We start from the raw sequence: 21,986 nt of genomic DNA, 5'->3' as shown, positions 1-21,986 counted from the left end.
CGCCGGTGTCAGCTGACGTTGACGGCGGTGTCGTCGATCAGGAACGAGGTCTGCAGCGAGGCGTCCTCGGTGCCGGTGAACTTCAGGACGACGGTCTTGCCGATGTACGGGGTGAGGCTGACCGTCCGCTGGACGTAGCCGGTGCCCTTGTTGAGGTTGGAGTACGAGGCCACGGTGGTGGTGCCGGCCGCGACGGTGAGCTTGTCGTAGGCGGTCGTGGTGGTGGTCTCGTCGGAGGTGACGTAGAGGTAGAAGGTGAGGTTGGCGCTGGTGCAGGTGGCCGGGATGGTCACGGACTGCGACAGCGTGTCGGTGTGGGTGGCGCCGTAGCCGTCCAGCCAGGCCTTCGCCGAGCCCGAGTGCGCCGGGGCGCCGGTGCTGGTGTCGATCACACCGCTGGAGTACGTCCAGCCGGTGGCGCCGCTCTCGAAGCCGGGGCTGGTCAGCAGCTGGCCGGCGGTGCAGCCGCCGCCTCCGCTGGAGGTGATCGTCCAGGTGAAGGACGCCGTCCCGGTGGCGTTGGTGGAGTCCTTCGCGGTGACGACCACGCTGTAGGTCCCGGTGGTGGCCGAGGTGGTGCCGGAGATCAGGCCGGTCGAGGCGCCGATCGTCAGGCCGGGGGGCAGGCCGGTCGCGCTGTAGGTCAGGGCGCCGCCGTTACTGGTGCTGGCCGAGATCTGCAGGCTGACCGCCGTGCTGACCTTGGTGGACTGGTTGCCCGGGTTGGTCACCGTGACGCCGGTCGGGGTGGTGACCCGGCTGCCGACGCCGATCGCGGCCCAGGTGTTGGCCACCGTGTTGTACGTGGCGCTGTTGGCGCCCCACAGGTCGGCCGCCGCCTGCAGCGACTGGGTGCGGGCCGACGCGTAGTTGGTGGTCGAGGTGAAGCGCTCGGTCAGCGACTTGTACCAGAGCTTCAGTGCGTTGTCCCGGCCGATGCCCGGCACCGGCAGGTTGTCGTAGGTCGGGCTGTTGTAGCTGACCCCGCCGATGACCTTGGCGCCGCTGCCCTCGGAGAGCAGGTAGAACAGGTGGTTGGCCGGGCCCGAGGAGTAGTGGACGTCCAGGCCGCCGAGGCTGGAGGACCAGTTGTCCTTCGAGCCGCCGTCCTTGCTGGGCTGGTCCATGTAACGCAGCGGGGTGCCGTTGCCGTTGATGTCGATCTTCTCGCCGATGAGGTAGTCGCCCGGGTCGGCGGCGGTGTTGGAGTAGAACTCCACGCCCGTGCCGAAGATGTCGGACGTCGCCTCGTTCAGGCCGCCGGACTCGCCGGAGTAGTTCAGGCCCGCGGTGTTCGCGGTGACGCCGTGGCTCATCTCGTGGCCCGCGACGTCCAGCGCGGTCAGCGGGTGCGCGTTGCCGCTGCCGTCACCGTAGGTCATGCAGAAGCAGGAGTCGTCCCAGAAGGCGTTGACGTACGAGTTGCCGTAGTGCGTACGGGAGTACGCCGCCCGGCCGTCGTTGGCGATGCCGTTGCGCCCGAAGGTGTTCTTGTAGAAGTCCCAGGTCTCCTGGGCGCCGTAGGCGGCGTCCACCCCCGCGGTCTGCGCGGTGCTGCCGTTGCCGTCGCCCCACGTGTCGTCGGCGTCGGTGAACAGCGTGCCGGTGCCCGACGTGGCATGGCTCAGGTTGTACGTCTTGTGGCCGCCGCGGGTGTTGTCGGTCAGCTGGTAGGTGCTGCCGGACAGCGTCGTGGTGATGCTCACCTGGCCGCTGTACTCGCTGTTGCCGACGCCGGTCTCGATGCCCTGGTACTCGAAGAGCTTCGCCCCGGTGCCGGCGTCGGTGACCACGTGCAGCTGGTTGGGGGTGCCGTCCTCCTGGAGGCCCCCGATCACCGACTCCCAGGCGAGCACCGGGGTGCCGGACGCCGCCCAGACCACCTTGCGCGGCGAGTTCGCCACCGTCGGGGCCTTGGCGCCGTCGGCCTTCGCACGTGACAGGGCGAAGGTCTTCGCCGAGTCCGCGCTCTTGAGCGCCGTCGTGGAGGCCACCGCGACCGAGGCGTTGGTCGCCTTGTCCACGCCGGTGGTCGCGCCGACCGGGCTCTGGTGCACGATCAGGTCGCCGCCGAGCACCGGCAGTCCCTGGTACGTACGCTCGTAGCGGGTGTGGGTGCTGCCGTCGGCGTCCTGGGACACCGACTTGACGACCAGCTTCTCCTGGGCGCCGAGGTGCAGCGACGATGCGGTCGTCGCCGCCTGCGCCTGGGCCCGCGTCGTCAGCGCGGCCTGCTGCGCGGGGGTCAGCGAGGCGGGCAGGGCGCCCGGCCTGGCCTGCGCGTGGGTGTTCGCGGCCGGGGCCGCCGAGCCGGTGTGTGCGGCGGGTTCTGCCGCCGCGGTGCCGGCCGGCAGTGTCACGGCGAGCATCGCCGCACCGGCGATCAGCGCGCCGACGGCTGCTGCCGTACGGGCCGTACGGGGGGATCGTGCCACTCGTCACTCCTTCTGCGGCGGCCACGGGTGAGCGGCCGGAGACAGTCCGGGCGGGTGGGGTTGGTGATCCGCCCGGGTAGAGCTGTGGTGTTGCTGTGGAACGGGCCACAGAGTGGCACTCTTTACTTGTTCATGTCAGTCCTGTGGTGCCAACTTGGCTGAAATTCGTTCGGTGTCCGGAGGGCGCTGTCCGCATAGCGGGCAGGTGTGAGAACCGTGTTGCGCGCGGAAGAATTCTGCGGCTCCCGTGACGGCGGCGAATCGGGCCGTACCGGGCGGATCGCCCGAGGCGCCGTCGCATCGCGACCGCCGTGATCAGCGGGGCGGTTGCGGTGATCCGGGACAGAAGTAGGCGCGATAGCGCCAGTGGAGCCACCGCATGATCGACGGCTCCCTCGTCACCGCCCGCTCCCCGCGGTGGCCCGCGCGCTCACGCCAGGCCGTCGCGCCAGGCGGCGTCGAGCTGGGCGTAGTGGCCGTCGCCCGCGATGAGTTCGGCCGGGGTGCCGTCCTCCACGATGCGGCCGTCGCGCATCACCAGCACGCGGTCGGCGATCGCGACCGTGGACAGGCGGTGGGCGATGATGACGGCCGTGCGGCCGGTGAGCACCGTGCGCATCGCGTACTGGACCGCGCGCTCGCCGGGGATGTCCAGCGACGAGGTCGCCTCGTCGAGGATCAGCACGCCGGGGTCGGCGAGCAGGGCGCGCGCGAAGGCGACCAGCTGGCGCTGGCCGGCCGAGATGCGGCCGCCGCGCTTGCGGACGTCCGTGTCGTAGCCGTCGGGCAGCGCGGTGATGAAGTCGTGCGCGCCGATCGCGCGGGCCGCGTCCTCGACCTCGTCGCGGGTGGCGTCGGGGCGGCCGATGGCGATGTTGTCCGCGACGGTGCCGGAGAAGAGGAAGGCCTCCTGCGTCACCATGACCACTCCGCGGCGCAGGTCGGCCGGCGACAGGTCGCTCAGCCGTACGCCGTCGAGCAGCACCCGGCCGCCGGTCGGGTCGTAGAACCTGGCCAGCAGCTTGGCCAGGGTGGACTTGCCCGCGCCGGTCGCGCCGACCACCGCGAGGGTCTGCCCGGCCGGCAGCCGCAGGTCGAAGGACGGCAGCACCTCGCCGCCGGTCCGGTAGCCGAACCGCACCCCCTCGAAGACCACCTCGCGCCCCGGCCGCCCGCCGGCCGTCGGCGGCAGCGCGACCGGGTGCTCGGGCATGGGCACGGTCGGCGTCTGGGCGAGCAGGCCGGCGATCTTCTCCAGCGAGGCCGCCGCGGACTGGTAGGAGTTGAGGAACATCCCCAGCCGGTCGATCGGGTCGTACAGCCGCCGCAGGTACAGCACGAAGGCGGCGAGCACCCCCAGTGCCATCCCGCCGCCCGCGACCCGGTAGGCGCCCCACACCACGATGCCGGCCACGGCGACGTTGGCGATCAGCCGGGAGGTGACGACGTAGCGGGCCATCTCCAGGATCGCGTCGCCGTTCGCCCGGTAGTGCCGGTGGTTCAGCTCGTCGAAGGACGCGTCGTTGGGCTGCTCGCGGCGGAAGGCCTTGACCGGACGGATGCCGTTCATCGTCTCGGTGAACTTGACGATGACCGCCGCGATGGCTGTGGAGCGCCTGCGGTAGGCGATCATCGAGCGGCCCTGGAAGCGGCGGATCGCCAGGTACAGCGGCAGGTACGACACCAGGGTGACCAGGCCGAGCCGCCAGTCGAGGAAGATCAGCAGCACCGAGATGTAGACCACCGAGAGCACCACCCCGATCAGCTCCTCCAGGCCGTCGGTGAGCAGCTCCCTGATCGACTCGACGTCGGAGGTGGCGCGGGCGATCAGCCGGCCCGAGGTGTAGCGCTCGTGGAAGTCCAGGCTGAGCGACTGGGCGTGCCGGAACATGCGGGCGCGCAGGTCGATCAGCACGTCCTGGCTGATCAGCGCGGCGATCCGGATGAAGGCGCGCTGCAGGGCGCCGGCGGCGAGCCCGCAGCCCAGGTAGCCGCAGGCCACCGCGATCAGGGCGGTGTGCCGGCCGTCGCGGACCTGCGGGATCGCGTTGTCGATGGCGTACGCGACCAGCAGCGGGCCGGCCTGCACCGCGGCCTGCTGCACCAGCAGCAGCACCGCGGCCAGCCAGACCCTGCGGCGGTGCGGGCCCAGCAGCGAACGCAGCAGCGCCGCCTGCGCGTTCGCGGGTGCGGGCAGCCGGTCCTGGTCGAAGGCGTCCGGCGCCGGCGGCGCGGGCGCAGGCGCCCGCTCGGCCTCGTCGGGGCCGTCCCTGAGCTGCTGCTCGGTGGCGGACGTCATCGGGCGTCGCTCCTCTCCAGGGGCTCCACGACGGTGTCGAGGCCCGACATCAGGCGGCGGTATTCCGCGTTGTCCCGCAGCAGCTCGGGGTGGGTGCCGACCGCGGTGATCCGGCCGCCGGACATGAGCGCCACCCGGTCGGCGAGCTGTACGGTCGACGGCCGGTGCGCCACGACCAGCGCGGTCGTCTCCCGCAGCACGTCGCGCAGCGCCGCCTCGACCAGTGCCTCGGTGTGCACGTCGAGCGCGGACAGCGGGTCGTCCAGGATCAGGAACTGCGGCCGCCCGACGACCGCGCGGGCCAGCGCGAGCCGCTGCCGCTGGCCGCCGGACAGGCTCAGCCCCTGCTCGCCGACCTGCGTGTCGAGCCCGTCGGGCAGCGCATGCACGAAGCCGCACTGCGCGATCTCCAGCGCCCGCAGCACCTCGGCCTCCCCGGCGCCGTCCGGGCCCGCCCCCATCGCCACGTTCTCCCGGACGGTCGCGGAGAACAGCGTCGGCTCCTCGAAGGCCACCGCCACCAGCTCGCGCAGCCGGGCGACCGCCATTTCCGCGGTGTCCGCCCCGTCCAGCGTGATCCGCCCGCCGGTCGGCTCGTGCAGCCGCGGCACCAGCGCGGTGAGCGTGGTCTTCCCGCACCCCGTCGCCCCGACCAGGGCCATCGTCTCGCCGGACCTGATGTGCAGATCCACCCCGCACAGCAGCGCCGCGCTCCCGGCGGGCGCGTCGGGATAGCGGAACCGCACGCCTTCCATCCGCAGCCCGTCTCCCCGCGGCGCGGCCGGGTGCGTGCCGGCCTCGGCTCCCGCCGACGACTCCGCGCCGTCGGTCGTCATCGGCTCGAAGTAGCGGTCGGCGGCGGTGGCCGCCTCGTTGCTCATCGCGAGCAGGAAGCCGATCGACTCCACCGGCCAGCGCAGCGCCAGCGCGGTGGTCAGGAAGGCCACCAGGGTGCCGGCGGAGAGCTTGTCGTCGGAGACCTGGAGGACGCCGACGACCAGGGCGACGCCGATGGCCAGTTCGGGGAGCGTCATGATGATCGCCCACAGGTCGGACAGCAGGCGCGCCTTGTGCAGTTCGGTGCCGCGCAGATCGCGGGCCTGGCGGTGGAAGGCCTGGGACTGGGTGCGGTGGCGCCCGAAGGCCTTGATGATGCGGACCCCGAGCACGGACTCCTCGACCAGGGTGGCCAGGTCGCCCGCCTGGTCCTGGGCGCGGCGGGCCGCCAGGGCGTACCGCGTCTCGAAGCGCATGGAGAGCACCACCAGCGGGGCCGCCGGGCCGAGCAGCACCAGGGTCAGCAGCGGGCTCTGCGCCAGCAGGATGCAGAAGCCGACGAGCAGTGTCGTGGCGTTCACGAAGAGGAAGACCAGCGGGAAGGCCAGGAACATCCGCAGGATCTGCAGGTCGGTGGTGGCCCGGGAGAGCAGCTGCCCGGACGCCCACTTGTCGTGGAAGGCCACCGGCAGCCGTTGCAGCCGCCGGTAGAGGTCGCCGCGCATCGAGGCCTCGACGCCGGCCAGCGGCCTGGCGACCAGCCAGCGCCGCAGCCCGAACAGGCCCGCCTCCAGCACCCCGAGCAGCAGCACCAGGCCGCCGCCGAGCCACACTCCCGACGGGTCCTGGTCGGTGACGGGCCCGTCGACCAGCCACTTGAGGACCAGCGGGATCAGCAGGCCCGTACTGGAGGCGACCACGCCGACCACCGCGGACGTCGCCAGCCGGCCGCGGATGGGCCGGACGTACGGCCACAGGCGCAGCAGTGAGCGGATCGAGGACCGCGGGCGGGCGGCGGGCGCGGGGTCGGGGGTCGTGGCAGGCATCACTCCTGACACTACGGTTGCCCACTGACAGCTCTCACCTGGTTTTCGCCACCGGCGCCCCGCCCGGCCCCCGCGACCCGGCCGGGACGTACGGGTCGCGAGGGCCGGAAGGGGCGCAGGTGTCAGACGGTGAAGCCGCCGTCCGCGTGAACGACCGCACCGGTCACGTACGACGCCGCGTCCGACGCCAGGTGCGCCACGACCGCGGCGATCTCGTCGGCGGCGGCGTAGCGGCCCAGCGCGGTGAAGCCGCGGACGGTGTCCGCGTACGGTCCGTCCGCCGGGTTGGCGTCGGTGTCGGTCGGGCCCGGGTGCAGCAGGTTCACCGTGATGCCCAGCGGGCCGAGGTCCCTGGCCAGGCCCTTGGTCATGCCGGCCAGCGCGGTCTTGGTCAGGGCGTAGAGGGTGTGGCCGGGGAAGGTGGTGCGGTCGGCGACGTTGCTGCCGATGCTGATGATCCGGCCGCCCGCGCGCATGTGCCGGGAGGCGGCCCGGGCCGCCAGGTAGGGGCCGCGGACGTTGACCGCGACCGAGCGGTCGAATGCCGCCGCGCCCAGGTCGGCGATCGGGCCCACCGCGTAGGTCCCGGCGTTGTTGACCAGGACGTCGAGCCGTCCCCACTCGGCCGCCGCGCGGTCCACCGCGTCCTCGATCGCGGCCGGGTCGCCGCTGTCGGCACGCAGGGCGAGCGCCCCGCGGCCCATGCCGCTGATCTTGCCGGCGACGGCTTCGGCGGCCGCCCCGTCGTGCTGGTAGGTGAAGGCCACGTCGGCGCCGCCCTCGGCCAGCCGGAGCGCGACCGCCGCTCCGATGCCGCGGGCGCCTCCGGTGACCAGGGCGGTCCTGCCGTCGAACTCGGTGGTTTCCATGCCCTCGATCCTGGCCGGGCCGGGCATCCGAATCTGGCGGGAATCAGCCGTCGACCTGCCCGTGGGCCGCCTTGCCGGGCGCGGCCCGCCGCAGTCCGCGCACCGCGGGTATCGACAGCAGCGTGCCGCCCACCGCGAGGGTGATGGCGCCGCCGGCCATGAGGACGTGCCGGGCCCCGAAGGCCGCGGCGGCCGGCCCGGCGAGCGCCTGGCCGACCGGGAACATCGCCACCGACCCGGCCACCTCGTAGGCGTGGATGCGGTTGAGGATGTCGCCGGGGACCTGGGTCTGCACGCTGGTGGCCCAGTTGACGCCCCAGAAGGCCATGCCGACGCCGGCGGCGAACAGGCAGCCGCACAGCCCGGCCACCGGCAGGTCGAAGCCGACGGAGGCGGGCATCAGGGCGACCGCGAGGACGCCGAAGCTGCCCGCCCGCAGCGGCCGTTCCGCGCGCAGGCGCATCGCCAGCAGCGCGCCCACCGCGGTGCCCGCGCCGAGCGAGGAGTTGACCAGGCCGTACGCCCCGGCGCCGTGCTCGGGGATGACCTGGCCGGCGGCCAGTGGGGTGTAGGGGCCCATGACGCACAGCGTGTAGACCGTCCACACCAGGATGACCGCCCACATCCAGGTCCGCGCCCTGAACTCCCGCCAGCCCTCGACGAGATCGGCCCGGAAGGTGGTCGCCTCGCCTGCCGTGGTGACCCGCGGCGGCGCGGGTGCCAGCCGCAGGAAGAGCAGGCACAGCCCGCTGGTCAGGTAGGTGGCCGCGTGCACCGCGAAGACCACGCCCGCCGAGCTGAAGCCGACCAGCACACCGGCGAGCGCGGGTCCCGCCAGGCCGGCCCCGGCCTCCGCGGTCCTGGTCACCGCGTTGGCACCCTGCACATCGCGGGCGACCCGCACCACCGTGCTGGCGACGCCCGGTTGGAAGGTCGCCGCGCAGGTGCCGTTGACGACCGCGATCACCAGCACCTCCCACAGCCGCACGCTGTGGGTGAGGAAGAGGAAGGCGGCCGTCGACTGGGTGCCGACCCTGAGCAGGTCGGAACCGATCATCATGGCGCGGGCGTTGAAGCGGTCGGCCAGCACGCCGCCGAAGATGACGAAGCCGGCGAAACACGCGCTGGTGGCGGCCATCACCAGGCCGATGTCGCCGACCGAGTAGCCGTAGGTGAGCAGGCCCGCGGACAGCGCGACGGGCAGCATCGTGTCGCCGAGCATCGCGACCGAGCGGGCGGTGAAGTAGAGCCGGAAAGGGGTCGACCAGAGGGGTACCTCGGGCGGGAGGTACGCCGGCAGGCCCGGCGCGCCCGTGGCTGCCTGCCCGGGACTGGGTGCGGAGGAGGTCACCGGGCCCATGGTGGACTGGACCACTTGCGGAGTCCAGCCGGTTCCGCCTATTGGTCTGGTGATTGAACTCATCTCCACGGCACGCCGGTTCGCCCGGCTCCTCAGCCCGCCGCCACCCCCTCCCGCACCGCCCGGTAGAGCCGTACGGAGCGCGCCGCGACCCGTACCGCCGTACCCGCCGCGGCCGGCGGCACCCGCGGCGGCGCCGACTGCTCCTCGGCGGCGGTGTCGAGCAGCAGCTCGTACGACGAACCCCACGGCATGCCCGGCAGGGTGAAGGCCACCGGACGGTGGTGCGCGTGCACGATCAGCAGGAAGCTGTCGTCCACCACCGGCTCGCCCCGGGCGTCGCGGTGCGGGATGTCGGCGCCCGACAGGTACATCCCCAGCGTCGCGGACCGCGCGAACCACTCCTCGTCGGTCAACTCCCGCCCCTGCGCCCCGAACCACGCCACATCCCGCAGCCCCTCCGGCGCCGTGGCCAGCCCCGAGAAGAAGCCGCCGCTGCGCAGCACCGGATGCGCCCGGCGCAGCGCGATCAGCCGCGCCGCCAGATCGCGCAGCGCCGCCCAGCCGGGCTCGGCCAGCAGCGACCAGTCCACCCAGCTCGTCTCGTTGTCCTGGCAGTAGGCGTTGTTGTTGCCGCCCTGCGTGCGGCCCATCTCGTCGCCCGCGACCAGCATCGGCACCCCCGTCGACAGCAGCAGCGTCGACAGCAGGTTGCGCACCTGCCGCCGCCGCAGCGCCTCGACCGCCGGGTCGTCGCTGGGGCCCTCCGCCCCGCAGTTCCACGACCTGTTGTCGTCGGTTCCGTCCCTGCCGTCCTCGCCGTTGGCCTCGTTGTGCTTGCGCTGGTGGCTGACCAGGTCGCGCAGCGTGAAACCGTCGTGCGCCGTCACGAAGTTCACCGACGCGTACGGCCGCCGGCCGCCCCAGTCGTAGAGGTCGCTCGACCCGGACAGCCGGTAGCCCAGGTCGCGCACGTCGGAGGTGGCGCCGCGCCAGAAGTCCCGCACCGTGTCGCGGAAGCGGTCGTTCCACTCGGTCCACAGCGGCGGGAAGGCGCCCACCTGGTAACCGCCCGAGCCGACGTCCCACGGCTCGGCGATCAGCTTCACCCGCCGCAGCACCGGGTCCTGGGCGATCACCGCCAGGAAGGGCGAGAGCATGTCGACGTCGTGCATCGAGCGGGCCAGCGCCGCCGCCAGGTCGAAGCGGAAGCCGTCCACGCCCATCTCGGTCACCCAGTAGCGCAGCGAGTCGGTGATCAGCCGCAGCACGTGCGGCTGCGTCACCGCCAGCGTGTTGCCGCAGCCGGTGTAGTCGGCGTAACCGCGCGGGTCCTCGCCCAGGCGGTAGTACGTACGGTTGTCGATGCCGCGCAGCGACAGCGTCGGGCCGCCCTGGGCGCCCTCCGCGGTGTGGTTGTAGACGACGTCGAGGATCACCTCGATCCCCGCCGCGTGCAGCGCCCGCACCATCCGCTTGAACTCCCCGACCTGCTGGCCGCCGCAGCCGCTGGCGCTGTAGGCGGCGTGCGGGGCGAAGTAGCCGATCGAGTTGTAGCCCCAGTAATTGCGCAGGCCCCGCCGCTCCAGGTGCTCCTCGTGCGCGAACTGGTGCACCGGCAGCAGCTCCACCGCCGTCACCCCGAGCCCGGTCAGGTGCGCGATCGCCGCCGGGTGCGCCAGGCCCGCGTAGGTGCCGCGCAGCTCCGGGGGGATGTCCGGGTGGCGGCGGGTGAAACCGCGCACGTGCAGCTCGTAGATCACCGTGTCCGACCACGGCGTCTTCGGGCGGCGGTCGTCCTCCCAGTCGTCGTCGTCGTCCACCACCACGCCCTTGGGCACGAAGGGCGCCGAGTCGCGGTCGTCGCGCACGGTGTCGGCGACCGACGCCTCCGGCCAGTCCCGCGCGTGCCCGTAGACCTCCGGGACCAGCACGAAGTCGCCGTCCACCGCCCGCGCGTACGGGTCGAGCAGCAGCTTCGCCGGATTCCACCGGCCGCCCGTCCACGGGTCCCAGCGCCCGCCGACCCGGTAGCCGTACCGCTGCCCCGGCAGCACCCCGGGCACGAAGCCGTGCCACACCTCGTGCGTCAGCTCGGTCAGCGGCGCCCGCGTCTCGGTGCCGTCCGGCGCGAACAGGCACACCTCGACCGATTCCGCGCCGCCCGCCCACAGCGCGAAGTTGGTGCCCGCCCGCCCGTCGGGCCCGGTGTGGAAGCGGGCGCCGAGCGGCTGCGGCGAACCCGGCCACACGTCGGCCGTCCGCGGCGCCGGGCGCTGCCGGCCGATGGCCGGCGCCGGGGCGGCGCGCGGCGGCGGGGGAGCGGCCAGGGTGCCGGTCCCGCTGCCCTGCGGCCGGGCCTCCAGGTCCGGGCCGGGACCGGTGCCGGCGGCCGGTGCCGCGGTGGGCAGCGGGGAGCCGTGCGCCCACCCGGATACGCCGAACTCGCGTGTCTCCGACACGTGTTTCCTCCCGCGGCTCGGACACGGCGCCGGCCGCCCGGGCGTCCCGTGCCCGGCGGCCTGCCGTGTCCCTGCACCATTCTTTCCCACCTGGGGCCTCGGACTCACCCCGGCGGCGGCGACACGGGCCGGTGTGACGCGTTTCCCCGGCGCGGGTGGCGTCGTTGACGGGGCGTGAGAGAAGCGGTGAGGCGCGCGCTGCGCGCGGGTACGGGTGCGGGTGCGGGTGCGGTGCTGTGCGTGCTGGCGATCGGCGGCTGCGGTGCGGGAGCGGGCGGCGGCGCCGGCCCCGACGCGAAACCGGCGGACCGGGCGACGGCCGCCGCGCCCGAGCTGTCCCGGGCGGTGATCACCGTGGCACCCGGCGACGGCGCCAAGGACGTACCCGCCGGCGGCCCCCTCGCCGTCACGGTCGCGGACGGCACCCTCAGCGGGGTCACCGCACAGGCCGCCGACGGCACCCCCCTGAACGGGACGCTGTCCGCGGACCGCCGCAGCTGGCACCCCGCGGGACGGCTCGCCCTGGCCACGCAGTACACGGTGGACGCCCTCGCGGTCGACCCGCAGGGGCGGACCGCCGCCAAGCACGCCGTCTTCACCACGGTCGTGCCGCAGCACACCGTGATCGGCTTCTTCACCCCCGAGGAGGGCGCCACCGTCGGCGACGGCATGATCGTCACCCTGCGCTTCAACCGCCCGGTCGCCGACCGCGCCGCCGTCGAACGCGGCGTCACCGTCGGCGCCGAGCCCGCCGCCACCGTCGTCGGCCACTGGTTCGGCGACCAGCGCCTCGACCTGCGTCCCGCCGACTACTGGCAGCCCGGTACCCGCGTCACCCTGCGACTGCGGCTGCGCGACGTCGAGGCGGCCCCCGGTGTCTACGGCACCCAGTCCAAGGACGTGCACTTCACCATCGGCCGGGACCAGCGCTCCACCGTCGACGCGGCGGCGCACACCATGACCGTCCGCAGGGGCGGCCGCGTCGTCCGCAGCCTCGACGTCTCCACCGGCGCTCCCGGCCACACCACCTACAACGGCGTCATGGTCATCGCCGAGAAGTTCCCGGTGACCCGCATGGACAGCAGGACCGTCGGCTTCGGCGGCGAGTACGACATCCCCGACGTCCCGCACGCGATGCGCCTGACCCGCTCAGGCACCTTCGTCCACGGCAACTACTGGTCGGACCCCGCCGTCTTCGGCCGCACCAACGTCAGCCACGGCTGCGTCGGCCTGCTCGACACCAAGGGCGGCGGCCCGGACACCCCGGCCGGCTGGTTCTTCACCCACTCCCTGATCGGCGACCCCATCCGGGTCGTCAACTCCCACGACACCACGGTCGCTCCCGACAACGGCATGAGCGGCTGGAACCTCACCTGGCAGCAGTGGACCGCCGGTTCGGCCCTGTAAGTCCGCGTTCGAACGGTTCGAACCTGTGAACTCCCGCCTGGTGGAACCGAATCACTCCCTCGTGCGTCGATCTTGACGACCGTGTGTCCGACGCTGCCGCATGCCGTGGCGCCGGTGCGCACGGTTGTACGCCTGCACGACAGCAAGGAGTGAGGAAGATGTCCTGCTCGAACCCGGACTGCCGGAAAATGGGGTGCAGTACCGACCCGAAACCGCGCCCCTCGCAGCCGACCGGACCACGCAAGGGCTGATCCGTACCGAGAGCGGGCGATACGCACCGCCACGCACCCGGTCCGCACGTCCGTACGGCCGCTCCCGCGGAGCCTGCCGCACACCGTACCCGGGTACACAGCTGTCTGGGACGCATTGGTGACATAGCAGGGTGCCCGAGCACGCCGCAGGTGTGGTTGTCTAGCGCCGTCCGGGGGAGTCCAGGGCAGCGAGCGCGGGTAGCAGGCAGGGGAGCAGCGGAAGTGAAGCCGATAGGTCTGGCGCCCGGCATCAGGAAGAACGCGGCGGCGCTCGCGCTCGGCGCGCTGCTGCTGCTCGCGACCGCGTGCAGCAGCAGCGGGGGCGGCGGTTCGGCGGCCGGTGACCCCAAGGCGCCCAGCGCGTCGTCCAGTGCGGACACCGTCGCCTCGACCGCGGTCGTCACGATAGCGCCGGGCGACGGTGCCGGCGACGTGGCCACCACCGGCACCCTCAAGGTCGCCGCGAGCGGCGGCAAGCTGTCGACCGTGGTGGTCAAGGACGACAAGGGCACCGCTGTGCCCGGCGAGATCAGCGCCGACGGCCTCGGCTGGACCCCGACCGGCCACCTCGACACCTCGACGCGGTACACGGTGGACGCGAGCGCCAAGGACGCGGCGGGCCGCGAGTCCGACAAGCACTCGACCTTCACCACCGTCACCCCGAAGGACACCTTCGTCGGCTACTTCACGCCGGAGGACGGCTCCACGGTGGGCGTCGGCATGGAGGTCTACCTCAGGTTCAACCGGCCGATCACCGACAAGAAGGCCGTCGAGGCCGGCGTCAAGGTGAGCGCGTCCCCGTCCGTCCCGGTCGCCGCCCGCTGGAACGGCAGCCAGGAGCTGTACATCCGCCCGGCCGCCTACTGGGCCGCCGGCACCAGGGTCACCCTCGACCTGGACCTCAAGGGCGTCGAGGCCGCCCCCGGCGTCTACGGCAAGCAGCGCAAGTCGGTGCACTTCACCATCGGCCGCCGCCAGGTCAGCATCGTCGACGCGGCGAAGCACTCGATGACGGTCTACCGCGACAACAAGGCGATCAGGACCATCGCGATCTCCTCCGGCGCCCCGGAGCACACCACCTACAACGGCAAGATGGTGATCTCCGAGAAGTACGTCACCACCCGGATGAACGGCGACACGGTCGGCTTCGGCGGCGAGTACGACATCAAGGACGTCCCGCACGCCATGCGGCTGACCACCTCGGGCACCTTCATCCACGGCAACTACTGGGCCGCCCCCTCCGTCTTCGGCAACAGCAACACCAGCCACGGCTGCGTCGGCATGCACGACGTGCGCGGCGCCGGCGACGCGACCACCCCGGCCGCCTGGTTCTACAACAGCTCGCTCCTCGGCGACGTGGTCCAGGTCATCAACTCCAAGGACAAGACCGTCCAGTGGTACAACGGCCTGAACGGCTGGAATCTCCCCTGGAGCCAGTGGACGTCCTGACGGTGTCCGCCGCGGGGCGAGGCGAGCTTCGCCGTAGTCTCGCGGCATGACTGTGACCCTCGAAGTCGCCGACGGCGTCGGCACGATCCGGCTGGACCGGCCGCCGATGAACGCGCTGGACAGTGCCATGCAGGACCGCCTCAGGGAGGTCGCGCGGGAGGCCGGAAGGCGGCCTGACGTGCGGGCGGTGGTGCTGTGGGGCGGGGAGAAGGTGTTCGCCGCGGGAGCGGACATCAAGGAGATGCAGGCCATGTCGTACGAGGACATGGCAGATCGGGCGGGGCCGCTGCAGGAGGCCTTCACGGCGGTGGCCAGGATTCCCAAGCCGGTGGTCGCCGCGGTGACCGGTTACGCGCTGGGCGGCGGCTGCGAGTTGGCGCTGTGCGCGGACATCAGGATCGCCGCGCAGGACGCGCGGCTGGGGCAGCCGGAGATCCTGCTCGGGCTGATCCCGGGGGCCGGCGGGACGCAGCGGCTGGCGCGGCTGGTGGGGCCCTCCCGGGCCAAGGACCTGATCTTCACCGGGCGGATGGTGGGCGCCGCCGAGGCGCTGGCGATCGGACTGGTCGACCAGGTGGTGCCGGCCGCCGAGGTGCACGCCCGGGCGCTGGCGTGGGCGGCGCGGCTGGCCCGGGGGCCGGCCTACGCGCTGCGGGCCGCGAAGGAGGCGGTGGACGCCGGCCTCGAGACCGACCTGGACAGCGGGCTCGCCATCGAACGCGGCCTCTTCGCCGGGCTGTTCGCGACCGCCGACCGCGAGACGGGAATGCGCAGCTTCATCGAGGACGGCCCGGGCAAGGCCGAATTCCGCTGACCGGGAAGCCCGGTGAGGTCTGTACGATTCCCGTACAGGCGAGCGAACGGCCGTAGCCCGCCGGTGGCGGCTCACCTTAAGGCAGTCTTATGCCAGCCTTAAGAGATTCCGGGCCGCCACCGATCACCGGGATGGTTGGCTTCGCCAACACCGCAGGTGGTACTGGCCGGGATGGGGTGATTCATGCCCCCGTCATATGCCGAAACGGTGGGATGGAAGGGGTCATTCCTCTTCGTCAATTCACGGGGTTGCGCCCCGCAACGCGATGCGGGCCGCCATGATGAACTCATGTCGGGCAGGGGTGGATCCGAGCAGCCGCAGCGGGTGAAGGCGCATACCGCCGTGGTTGCCGTTCCCGTACTGCCCGTTGACGCCGACGGCCCCGGCGTCGCTGACGGCCCCGGCGTCACCGATGGCACCGATGGCACCGACGGCCCCGGCGTCACCGATGGGACCGACGGCCCCGAGAGTGCCGCGGAGGCCGCGGGCACGGTGCTCGACCTGCTGGGTGACCCGTCGGCCGGCGAGGTCCATCTGACCTCCCGCCCCGAATCCGCCTCCACCGCCCGCCGGTTGGCGCTGTCGGTGATCCGGCTGTGGGGCCTGCCGCAGTACGGCGACACCGTGGAGCTGCTGGTCTCCGAGCTGGTCGGGAACGCCGTACGCCACACCGGCGCCCGCAGCTTCGGGCTGCGGATGCGGCGGCGGCGCGGCTGGGTGCGGGTCGAGGTGCGCGACCCCTCGCGCGCGCTGCCGTGCCTGCTGCCGGTGCGCGAGATGGACATCAGCGGGCGCGGGCTCTTCCTGGTGGACAGGCTCTCCGACCGCTGGGGCGTCGACCTGCAGCCGCGCGGCAAGACCAGCTGGTTCGAACTGCGGGTGCCCGAGCGGTAGTTCCGACCTGCTCAAGGGCATGCGAAGAGGCCCCTCGCGTCGGGTTACGACGGCGGAAGGGGCCTCTTCGTGACCGCCGCGGAGCAGGGGGGGTGTGGTCCGCGGCGCCTGTGGAACAGCCGTTGCTCGGGTCGATCGGCCGTTGTCACGACTGTGGCACGCCGACCGCCACAGAAGCAAGCGGTCATTCGGGTTATATGGGACATGCAGGGCAATTCACTGTGAGATGTGCGGGTGATGTGCGCCACTCGCCTTGTAAATCACGGGAAATTCTCCTCATGGGCTTCTAATATTTCATCTGCTGATATGACTCGGGTAAGACCCCGAGGCGAGGGTGGGGGTACCCCTACCCGTAATGGGGGATGCGCCGGATGGGCCGCCGCCACCTGCTGCGACACAGTCGTGCATGAGCCGGTCGCCGCCCAGCGGCCGCCCCTGACAAAGGAGTTGACCATGGCCGCGCCGACGGCACGCAGCGGACCCGTCGCCGCCTTCGTCCGCTTCGTCCTCTGCGGCGGCGGCGTCACCCTGCTGGCGAGCGGTGTGCTGCTGCTGATCGGCCACCGGGTGCCCTTCGCGCTCGCCAGCGCCGTGGTCACCGTCGCCTCCACCGTCCTGGCCACCGAGCTGCACGGGCGCTTCACCTTCGGGCGCGGCGGCGCGGGCTGGAGCGACCACGCGGCGAGCGGGCTGACCGTCGCCCTGTCCTACGCCTTCACCACCGGCGCCCTGCTCGCCTTCGACGGGCTGCACCCGGGTGGCGGTGCGCTGCTGCGGCAGGGCGTCTACCTCGGCGCCTCGGGGCTCGCCGGGATCGCGCGGTTCCTGCTGCTGCGGCATGTGGTCTTCGCCACCCGGGGCGCTCCCCGGGTTCCCGAGCGGCCGCGGCGCCGGGCGGCGACGATGGGGAGTGCCGGACGGCACACCGCCGTTCCCTACACCTCGGCTCCCCGACTGCTGCAAGGATCGTGAACTCAATGACCAAGGTCCAGGGCATCGCCTTCACCGAGTTCGGCTCCGCCGACGTGCTGCACCCGACGGACATCGACGTACCGGAACCCGGGCCGGGCCAGGTGCGTATCGAGGTGCGCGCGGCGGGCGTCAACCCGCTCGACCACAAGATCAGGGCCGGGTCCATGAACGCGGTCTTCCCGGTGCAGCTGCCGCACGTCCCCGGCGTCGAGGCCTCGGGCGTGGTGGAGTCCGTCGGTGAGGGCGTGACCGGCCTGGCGGTCGGCGACGAGGTCTTCGGGCCGACCGTATCGGGTGCCTACGCCCCGCTCGCCCTCGCCGAGGCCGCGAAGCTGGCGGTCAAGCCCGGCTCCCTCGGTTTCCCCGAGGCAGCGGCCCTGCCGATCGCCACCGAGACCGCCTACCGCGCCCTTGAGGCACTCGGCGTCCAGCCCGGCCAGACGCTGATCGTGCACGGGGCCGCCGGCGGAGTCGGCAGCATGGCCGTGCAGTTCGCCGTCACCCGCGGCCTGCGGGTCGTCGGCACCGCGAGCGAGGCCAACCACGAGCACCTGCGCGCGCTGGGCGCGATCCCGGTCAGCTACGGCGCCGGGCTCGTCGACCGGGTGCGGGAAGCCGCCCCCGAGGGCGTCGACGCGGCTCTCGACACCACCGGGTTGTCCGAGTCGCTGGCCGCCTCGGTCGAGCTGACCGGCGGCAAGGACCGGGTTCTGACCATCGCCGACCCGGTCACCGCCGGCGAGTACGGTGTCGCCTTCAGCTCCGGCGGCGGCAAGGACGGCTACCGCGGCGAGCCGGCCTTCGCCGAGGCGCTGGCCCTGCAGGCCGAGGGCGTCCTGGAGGTGGCCGTCCACCAGGCCTACCCGCTCGCCGAGGCCGCCGACGCCCAGCGCGCCAGCGAGGCCGGGCACCTGCGCGGCAAGATCGTGCTGCTGCCCTGACCCGCCCGGACGGAACGGGGGGCGGGCCGGACCGTGAAGGTCCGGCCCGCCCCCTTCGGTGTCAGCGGGTCAGCTGCCGAACACCTGGAACTCGAAGAGCGAGTAGCCGTACTGCGTGGCCCGTTGGGTGCCGTAGACCCGGACGTATCTGCCGGTGCCCGAGACGTTGAGCGTCTGGTTTCCTCCGGTGCCGGTGGTCGTGCTGTAGACGGTCGTCCAGTTGGTGCCGTCGGCCGAGGTCTGGATCTGGAAGGCCTTGCCGTACGCCGCCTCCCAGTTGAGCTGCACCTGGCTGATGGTGTGGCTGGCGCCCAGGTCGACCTGGATCCACTGCGGGTCGCTGAACGCGCTGGACCAGCGGGTGCCGGTGTTGCCGTCCACCGCGTTGGCGGCCGGGAAGGAGCCGTTCTCCGTCGAGGACGCGGTGGCCGGCTTGCCCTGCGAGAGGTTGCCGCCGGAGGGCGGCGGGGTGGTGCTGCCCGGGCCCTTGTTGTAGACCGCCACGTAGTCGATGTTCATCTGGCCGCCCGAGACGGTGGCGGCGTTGGGGCCGCCGCCGAAGGCGTCGGGGAAGCCGCCGCCCATCGCCAGGTCGTAGATGATGAAGAACGGGTGGTCGACCGCGTTGGCCCAGGTCGTGGCGTCCACCTGGGTGGCGTTGACGGTGAAGTAGTTGTTCCCGTCGAGGTACCAGCGGATCTGCTCGGGCGAGACCGAGCGGTCGATCTGCACGGCGTAGGTGTGGTAACCGGTCTGGCAGCCGGAGCAGGCCCGCTCGCCGCTGCCGATGCCGGTCGTCTCGTGGCAGGGGCCGCCGGAGCCGGTGCCGCAGTGCAGGGTGCCGAAGACGGAGCTGCGGGAGTTGATGTCCTCCAGGATGTCGACCTCACCGGAGGTCGGCCAGCCCACGCCGCTGCGCAGCGTCGAGCCCAGCATCCAGAAGGCCGGCCAGTAGCCGGCGCCGTTCGCGGTCGTCAGGTTCGGCTGCTGGATCGAGGACTGCATCATCACCACGCCGCCGGCGGGCGCCCCGAAGGTCGCCGCCTGCGTCTCGATCCGCCCCGACGTCCAGCCCGAGCGCGCGTCACTGCCGCTGTGCAGGGCCTTGAGGACGAGGTGGCCGTTGCCGTCCTGGTAGACGTTGGACGTGCTGTTGGTCATCGTCTCGATCTCACCGGTGCCGAAGCTGCTGCCGGGGCCGGTGTCGTACTTCCAGTTCCCGGTGTTCACACCGGTGTTGGCGGCGCCGCTGAAGTCGTCGCTCCAGGTGGTGGTGAAGCCGGACGGCGGCGCCGGGATCGCCGCGGGGGCGGCGGCGGGCGCCGCGGCCGCGGCTGCCCGGTTCGCCGGCGTGGCGGCGCCGCCGGGCGCCGCGGCGACCGCGAGCCCGGCCAGGCTCAGCGCACCGACGGTGAACGCGGCCAGGCTCAGCCGCGCTTTCGTACGCAGCCGGCGGTGGCCGCCCGGGGGTGTGGGGGGTATTGGTGCGTGTCCGATGGACATGCGTGATCTCCTGTCCCGATATGCCCGATGTGGGGGGTGCGAGGCAATCAGCCTGGGACTTGCGTGAGAGCGCTCTCTTTTGGGGTGAGAGCGCTCTCTGCGAGCAGGAGTTTTCTAGTACGCCGCCGATCCGGCGTCAAGGAGTTGCACAAGAGGCGCAGGTGACGGGGGTCACCTCGCCTCCGAAAGCCCTTACCTCCACGGCGCGGCGCCCCATCACCGGCCGTCGTGGGGTGGCGGCGACCACCACCGGCCCGCGGGTGGGGCGGTGTACCACTGGCCGTGGGGGGCGACGGGCCGTTTCCGGGCGGGAGGCCGGCTGCCGCTTGGTAAGACTGGCTTTCCGCCGCGCCCCGGTAGCCGTGCCGGCGGTGTGACCCCCGCTATATTCAAAGGGGAGGTCGGCTCGGGTGACGGGCTCAGGGGATTGGGGGGCGGTTGTAGGCGTCCATGGCGGCCTTGTTGGTGGAGGCGTCCTGGAAGATCAGTTCCCAGGGGCCGGTGTTGACGTCCATCTCCGTGCCGAAGCCGACCCATTTTCCTGTCAGGCGGCGGCCGGTCGGTTCGCTGAGAAGCTGGATGGCGCCGTGGTAGCGGGCGCCACGGTAGTGGCCTTCCTCCGCCGTCTGTTCGACCCACGTTCCCGTGATGACGTTGCCGTCCACGGTGAGATCCATCGTGAGCGGCGAGTCCGAGGAGCCGGGCAGGCTGCGTACGGTCAGGCGATTGGCGTGCTGGAGGATCACCACGTGATGCAGGCCGGTGAAGACCTGGTTGTCCCTGCTGGACGAGACGTACTCGTAGCGTGAGAGCCATACCCCGGAGTAGTTGCCCCGGAGGGCTGGTTGGGCGGTCGGCATGGCACGGGCTGCTGCTATCCCCGAAGCTGAGTTGTCCAGGTCGTAGCCGCCTTTGCCGTCGTCGCAGACCCGGACTTGGGGAACGGCGGGTGTGAAGCCGAGGACTTCTATGGGCAGGCCGGTGACGGATTCGAGGGCGCGGGCGTAGGCCGGTCGGGGCGAGGTGGAGACGCCCGCCTCCCAGCGCTGCACGAGCCGTTTGGAAGCATCGTTGGGCTCCCCGGCTCGCTGGCCGGCCTCCCGTAAGGCGCGGGCGAAGTCGTCTTGGGACATCAGCAGGCCCATGCGGGTGGCCCGGAGGGCGCTGTTGGGTGTGGCCATGGGTTCACGCTAGCTCTCTGACGGCGGCAATGGCACCGGAATGACGCCCTTGATGTCCTCGCTCTGACACCAATAGTGACGTTACGTGAGGCGACATTCCGACGTCATCCTATGGCTGTGAGCGATGCACTGCACTGGGGAATCTCTCGGGAGCCGCGTAAATGAGCAGTAGCCAGAAACGGGACGGGTCGCCGGACAGCGCCCCCGACCGGGACAAGACAGAGGCCGGGAAGTATGTCTCGGCCGCCGCCTCCGGGACCGGGGCGGTGCCCTCGCTGCGGTTGCTGCCGTGGACGGGGGAGGGTGGCAAGCCGTGCTATCTGAGCACCGACGGCGGGGACTCCTTCATGTCGAGCCTGGCCGACGACCTCGGATCCGCTCACCTGGGCACGGTTGAGGGCCCTTCGGACCACGCCGGGACGAGAGTGGAGGAGGACAGGCGCGCTGAGGAGATGGACGCCGCAAAACCGAGTGCTCAAGCCGATCAAGGGGGCTTGCCACCAACTCTGGTGTATCGGTGGCGTCGTGACCCGCGCATCGTGGTCATGGTGCGGCGGTTATTGCTCTGGCATCTGGATGCCTGGGACATGAAGGGGCTGGCCGACGTAGCCGAACTGGTGGTCTCGGAGCTGGTCACCAACGCCGTGACACACGCGCACGGCCCGGAGGACTCCCTGGTCGAGACGCGGTTCGAACGACTGCCGAGTGGCGCCCTGCGCATTGAGGTACACGACGCGAACGAGGACAAGCCGGAACTGCGGCGGCTGTCGGCGGACGCCGAGTCGGGGCGTGGCCTGGCGCTGGTGGACGCGCTCACCGGCGGGCGCTGGGGGGTGAGCGACCGCGAAGGAGTCGGGAAGCGCCTCTGGGCCGAATGCGCGGCCGACGACGGCAGCGGGGAGATGGTGGGTGAGGCGCGGGGCGGGCGTAGGCGGGAACGTCCGCGCAGGTTGCACCAGGAGCCGGAAGCCGTGACCTGGGCGCGTGAGAAGAGCGGACTGACGAAGCGGCGGCTCGCCGAGTTGGTGGGCATCTCGGAGCAGTTGATGGGAGAGGTCGAGTCCGGCTGGCGCAGCGCCACCCCGGCGAATCTGGCGAAGATCGCCCAGGCGTTGAACTGCCCGATCGTCGTCCTGGAACGCAAGAGCCCTGGCGCCACGCGTGCCCACGGCGAGACGACGACCTGACCGCCCGCCCCGTCGTACCCCGTGGCGATCATGTCTTCCGTGGTCGGCGGAAAGTCGCCCCCGCCGCAGGTCCATCGCCCGGGTGCCGCGCAGGCGGAAAGTCGCCGCCTGCCGCAGGCCCACCGCCCGCGCGCGGGTC

At 72.1% G+C, this 21,986-nt stretch carries 15 protein-coding genes; 7 read left to right on the top strand and 8 right to left on the bottom strand.

The window, feature by feature from the left end; genetic code table 11:
• Positions 1–8: 8 nt before the first annotated feature.
• The 6 genes from BUE44_RS33890 to glgX form a co-directional block, all read right to left on the bottom strand.
• A complete protein-coding gene (locus BUE44_RS33890) occupies positions 9–2,369 on the bottom strand; it encodes a M4 family metallopeptidase (protein WP_079190330.1) in 2,361 nt (786 codons plus the stop codon).
• Between the two features lie 496 nt (positions 2,370–2,865).
• Positions 2,866–4,734: an ABC transporter ATP-binding protein gene (locus tag BUE44_RS33885; protein WP_073502864.1), complete on the bottom strand. Its 1,869-nt coding sequence runs from the start codon at positions 4,732–4,734 to the stop codon at positions 2,866–2,868.
• Entirely contained in the window at positions 4,731–6,557 is a 1,827-nt protein-coding gene (locus BUE44_RS33880; protein ID WP_073502863.1) for an ABC transporter ATP-binding protein, read from the bottom strand. The genes BUE44_RS33885 and BUE44_RS33880 overlap by 4 nt, the downstream gene beginning before the upstream one ends.
• Positions 6,558–6,679: 122 nt before the next feature.
• Positions 6,680–7,426 carry an SDR family NAD(P)-dependent oxidoreductase gene (locus BUE44_RS33875; protein ID WP_073502871.1) on the bottom strand — a complete coding sequence of 249 codons (747 nt, stop codon included), beginning with the start codon at positions 7,424–7,426 and terminating at the stop codon, positions 6,680–6,682.
• A 43-nt stretch (positions 7,427–7,469) separates the two neighbouring features.
• Complete coding sequence (locus tag BUE44_RS33870; protein WP_079190329.1) at positions 7,470–8,786, bottom strand: MFS transporter; 1,317 nt, start codon at positions 8,784–8,786, stop codon at positions 7,470–7,472.
• 92 nt (positions 8,787–8,878) lie between these two features.
• Positions 8,879–11,116 (bottom strand): glycogen debranching protein GlgX, encoded by a 2,238-nt coding sequence (gene glgX / locus BUE44_RS33865; protein ID WP_073502870.1) that lies wholly within the window; start codon positions 11,114–11,116, stop codon positions 8,879–8,881.
• Positions 11,117–11,434: 318 nt separating this feature from the next.
• On the opposite strand from glgX, the gene BUE44_RS33860 reads away from it, so the two are divergent.
• The 6 genes from BUE44_RS33860 to BUE44_RS33835 all read left to right on the top strand — a co-directional run bounded on the left by BUE44_RS33860 (position 11,435) and on the right by BUE44_RS33835 (position 17,976).
• The gene (locus BUE44_RS33860) at positions 11,435–12,655 is read left to right on the top strand and encodes a L,D-transpeptidase (RefSeq protein ID WP_073502862.1); all 1,221 of its coding nucleotides are present in this window, start codon (positions 11,435–11,437) and stop codon (positions 12,653–12,655) included.
• A gap of 473 nt (positions 12,656–13,128) precedes the next feature.
• Entirely contained in the window at positions 13,129–14,355 is a 1,227-nt protein-coding gene (locus BUE44_RS33855) for a L,D-transpeptidase (protein ID WP_079190324.1), read from the top strand.
• Positions 14,356–14,401: 46 nt separating this feature from the next.
• The gene (locus BUE44_RS33850) at positions 14,402–15,169 is read left to right on the top strand and encodes an enoyl-CoA hydratase/isomerase family protein (RefSeq protein WP_073502860.1); all 768 of its coding nucleotides are present in this window, start codon (positions 14,402–14,404) and stop codon (positions 15,167–15,169) included.
• 288 nt (positions 15,170–15,457) lie between these two features.
• Positions 15,458–16,063, top strand: coding sequence for an ATP-binding protein (locus tag BUE44_RS33845; protein ID WP_079190323.1), 606 nt, complete (start codon positions 15,458–15,460; stop codon positions 16,061–16,063).
• 453 nt (positions 16,064–16,516) lie between these two features.
• Positions 16,517–17,035: a GtrA domain-containing protein gene (locus BUE44_RS33840; protein ID WP_073502859.1), complete on the top strand. Its 519-nt coding sequence runs from the start codon at positions 16,517–16,519 to the stop codon at positions 17,033–17,035.
• 5 nt (positions 17,036–17,040) lie between these two features.
• Positions 17,041–17,976, top strand: a complete 936-nt coding sequence (locus BUE44_RS33835; RefSeq protein WP_073502858.1) for an NADP-dependent oxidoreductase — start codon at positions 17,041–17,043, stop codon at positions 17,974–17,976.
• Positions 17,977–18,045: 69 nt separating this feature from the next.
• Here BUE44_RS33835 and BUE44_RS33830 read toward each other — a convergent pair whose 3' ends face one another.
• Positions 18,046–19,479 carry a discoidin domain-containing protein gene (locus BUE44_RS33830; protein WP_073502857.1) on the bottom strand — a complete coding sequence of 478 codons (1,434 nt, stop codon included), beginning with the start codon at positions 19,477–19,479 and terminating at the stop codon, positions 18,046–18,048.
• 419 nt (positions 19,480–19,898) lie between these two features.
• Positions 19,899–20,660, bottom strand: coding sequence for a helix-turn-helix domain-containing protein (locus BUE44_RS33825; protein WP_073502856.1), 762 nt, complete (start codon positions 20,658–20,660; stop codon positions 19,899–19,901).
• Positions 20,661–20,821: 161 nt separating this feature from the next.
• On the opposite strand from BUE44_RS33825, the gene BUE44_RS39050 reads away from it, so the two are divergent.
• Positions 20,822–21,847 carry a helix-turn-helix domain-containing protein gene (locus BUE44_RS39050; protein ID WP_073502855.1) on the top strand — a complete coding sequence of 342 codons (1,026 nt, stop codon included), beginning with the start codon at positions 20,822–20,824 and terminating at the stop codon, positions 21,845–21,847.
• Positions 21,848–21,986: the final 139 nt, after the last annotated feature.

This window comes from Actinacidiphila paucisporea (assembly GCF_900142575.1).
In the GTDB taxonomy this organism is placed as follows: domain Bacteria; phylum Actinomycetota; class Actinomycetes; order Streptomycetales; family Streptomycetaceae; genus Actinacidiphila; species Actinacidiphila paucisporea.
Note: the sequence above shows the minus strand (reverse complement) of the source record. Positions and strands in the feature narration are given on the sequence as shown.